4 protein-coding genes and 1 pseudogene are annotated in these 2,748 nt (G+C 37.5%); 3 read left to right on the top strand and 2 right to left on the bottom strand.

The features are described from left to right. Positions 1-336, top strand: a pseudogene (locus ACFIMQ_RS09105) (hypothetical protein); the annotation flags it as partial. A gap of 13 nt (positions 337-349) precedes the next feature. On the opposite strand, the gene ACFIMQ_RS09100 reads toward ACFIMQ_RS09105, so the two are convergent. Both ACFIMQ_RS09100 and ACFIMQ_RS09095 read right to left on the bottom strand, forming a co-directional pair. Continuing rightward, a complete protein-coding gene (locus ACFIMQ_RS09100) occupies positions 350-913 on the bottom strand; it encodes a hypothetical protein (protein WP_375703900.1) in 564 nt (187 codons plus the stop codon). 127 nt (positions 914-1,040) lie between these two features. Further along, a complete protein-coding gene (locus tag ACFIMQ_RS09095) occupies positions 1,041-1,505 on the bottom strand; it encodes a hypothetical protein (RefSeq protein ID WP_375703899.1) in 465 nt (154 codons plus the stop codon). A 211-nt stretch (positions 1,506-1,716) separates the two neighbouring features. On the opposite strand from ACFIMQ_RS09095, the gene ACFIMQ_RS09090 reads away from it, so the two are divergent. Continuing rightward, positions 1,717-2,052, top strand: coding sequence for a hypothetical protein (locus ACFIMQ_RS09090; RefSeq protein WP_375610989.1), 336 nt, complete (start codon positions 1,717-1,719; stop codon positions 2,050-2,052). Next, on the top strand, positions 2,033-2,748 hold a 716-nt coding region (locus tag ACFIMQ_RS09085; protein ID WP_375703898.1), incomplete at its 3' end, for a phage terminase large subunit. The genes ACFIMQ_RS09090 and ACFIMQ_RS09085, both read left to right, overlap by 20 nt.

Here is a 2,748-nt window from a genome sequence, read left to right as displayed (position 1 = left end):
CAAGGCGTTATTACTCAAGAGCAATATGATGCCGCGCAACAGTACCTACAGATAAGAAATAATTACCTTTGTGCAAAAGGCTTGCCTAATGCGATTTATGACGATGTGTCTACAAATTCAGATCCAGATAGCTTTGAACAATGGGTTCAAAAAGCAACAAATCACTATCAAGCCGTGCAAGAGGCACTAAAAGAAGCCCAATGCCTCTATAGACAGTATAACCTTTATGCAGCGCTACAGTACCTCGTTGTAGAAGATCAAATGCTACCACACCTTGTGAATTCATTACGCGTTGCTCTTAATGCTCTTCAGAAGTATTTTCAAAAAAGCACTTAACTATAATGTGTAACTATTTGAAAAATAAGGCATTAATTTCACGGTCTAGTTCTTTAAGTTTTTCCTTCTTTGCAGCGATATGTATTTGAATTTCGGTAATTTCTTTTAAAATTTGTAATGCTTTATTGTGTTGTTTTAATTGTGTTTCGTTATGAACAAGATCCATGTTATACATTTCTCTTTCCATGTCACTAAGTAAGCTGTATGCTATCTCATGCCTTTCTTTAATTAAATTATGCCATTTTTCTATATTTTTGATTTGTTCTTTCAAAAATAAATCTTTATCGTTCCTCAAATATTCTTTTATTAGGAACTGAAATTCAATTATGTCAGTTTTAGAAAATGTGCGTTCCCACCATAGGATTCTATCGAGTGCCTCATGATACAGTTTACGCCCATCTTCTATATCTCTTAGTGCAGTGTTTAGCTCAGCAATTTCTTTTGAACAAAATAGCTTACTCAAAAATGAAGGAGAATCTTTAGAATTAGCATATCCATTTGAAGGGGATATAAGAGACGTTATCAAAAGTGCGATAATTAATACGCTTCTAAATAAAGATTTTTTTATAAACATCATTTCTACCTTTAATATACACTTTATTTGTCTAATCTCTTGTAAAAGGGGACAGGAGCGAAGGGGCGATTTTCGCCTCTTTCGTTTTTATGAATTCACTACAAGCTGTTTTTAATATTCTTCAAAAATGTTACCAACCAAACATGAAGGGAATGGCAATAACAGCTAAGGCGGTCATTATTGTAAATAAAAACGCCGGAATCTTTAACCTAAATCTCCAGAGTATGTTAATCGGAAGAGACATTATGGTGATTATTATAAAGCCTATTACGAACCATTCTATTATTTGTTTTTTTTTAGAATGATGTTTTAATAATTCATAATAGTCTTTTTCACTTATAGAAGCTAGTCTAATGTCATTTCCGAGTTCTTCTCTGAGTTTTTTAAACTTATTAAAATTATAATCCAATATTTCTTCTGAAATACAAGTAACAAAAGAAGATGGATTTCGTACATCACGCAAAACAGGAATTTGGCCATCTGGGCATAGTTTTAAATACCTATCTTCTGCTAATGATTGACTACTTATATGGCTAGTGAATAAGATACTTATTATTCCGAATAAGGCAATTTTCTTTAAATACGATAATAACATTAGATTTTATCTTGTTTTTCATTGTTACATCTTCGCTTCATACAGATTCCCTTTGAAATTATCAATATGTGTTATTTTTATGTTGACAAAGTGTAGCAAATCGTATTTAATGACAAATACGGCACTGGTCGTACTGTATCTAAATGAGGGTGTGGTACAGTTCAAAATCCCCGCAAATGCGGGGTTTTTTATTATCTGGAGGGTGTATTTTATGACATCACAAAATACAGAACAGATTTCTCAAACAAAGAAAAAATATAAACCCCCTAAGGCAGGAATGGGGCGTGTTAAAGGTGTACCGAATAAGAATACACGCCTTTTGAAAGAGGCTATTCTTAAAGCTGCTGAATTGGCAGGCAATAAGTATGGCAAGGAAGGACTAATCTCTTACCTCGAAAAGCAGGCAATAAGATGCCCTGCGGCTTATTTAGCGTTGCTTGGGAAGATCTTGCCTTTGCAAGTGACGGGGGAAGATGGGGGCGCGATTAAGATCATAGGGCGTGTAGAAATTGCTCCTTTAACAATGAATGACGACAAGACAGATTAAGATTGTACCAAAACTCATTCCTATTTTTGCAGGAGACGCTTTGGTACGAGCGGCTTGGGGTGGACGAGGGTCTGGAAAGACAAGATCATTTGCCTTGATGGCTGCTTTAAAAGGCTATCAATTTGGTATGCAGGGGATATCGGGGACCATTCTTTGTGCACGTCAGTTTCAGAATTCTTTGGCAGAAAGTTCATTGGAGGAGATTAAGCGCGCCATTGAAGCGCACGACTTTTTAAAGGACTATTACAAGGTTGGGGAGTCGTCGATTAAGTCGATAGATGGTCGTATAGCCTTTCAGTTTTCTGGTTTGGACCGCAATATAGCCAGTATCAAGTCTATGGGGCGTATTTTGCTCTGCTGGGTTGATGAGGCAGAGCCGGTTACAGAGACAGCTTGGCAGACGCTTATACCGACTTTGCGTGAAGAGGGCGAGGGGTGGCGAGCAGAGTTATGGGTGACATGGAACCCGTTGCGAGACAATGCCCCCGTTGAGAAGCGGTTTCGCTTTTCAGACAATGAAGCCATTAAGCGTGTAGAGATCAATTGGTCAGACAACCCGAAGTTTCCGAAAATCTTGAATGAAGCGCGATTGGATGATCTGAGAAACCGTCCAGAGACCTATAAGCATATATGGGAAGGGGCTTATCTTACAGCAGTTCAAGGCGCTTATTATCAGAGGGAAATGTTGGCAGCCGA

Origin of the sequence: Bartonella sp. AD13SXNS, from assembly GCF_042196465.1 — a bacterium.
Classification (GTDB): Bacteria; Pseudomonadota; Alphaproteobacteria; order Rhizobiales; family Rhizobiaceae; genus Bartonella.
The sequence above is the reverse complement of the archived record's forward strand: the minus strand, read 5'-3'. Positions and strand labels throughout refer to the sequence as shown.

Excerpts from the sequence above, each read along its gene's own strand:
- ACFIMQ_RS09090 (WP_375610989.1), top strand. The coding sequence starts at position 1,717 with ATGACATCACAAAATACAGAACAGATTTCTCAAACAAAGAAAAAATAT.
- ACFIMQ_RS09095 (WP_375703899.1), bottom strand. The coding sequence starts at position 1,505 with ATGTTATTATCGTATTTAAAGAAAATTGCCTTATTCGGAATAATAAGT.
- ACFIMQ_RS09100 (WP_375703900.1), bottom strand. The coding sequence starts at position 913 with ATGATGTTTATAAAAAAATCTTTATTTAGAAGCGTATTAATTATCGCA.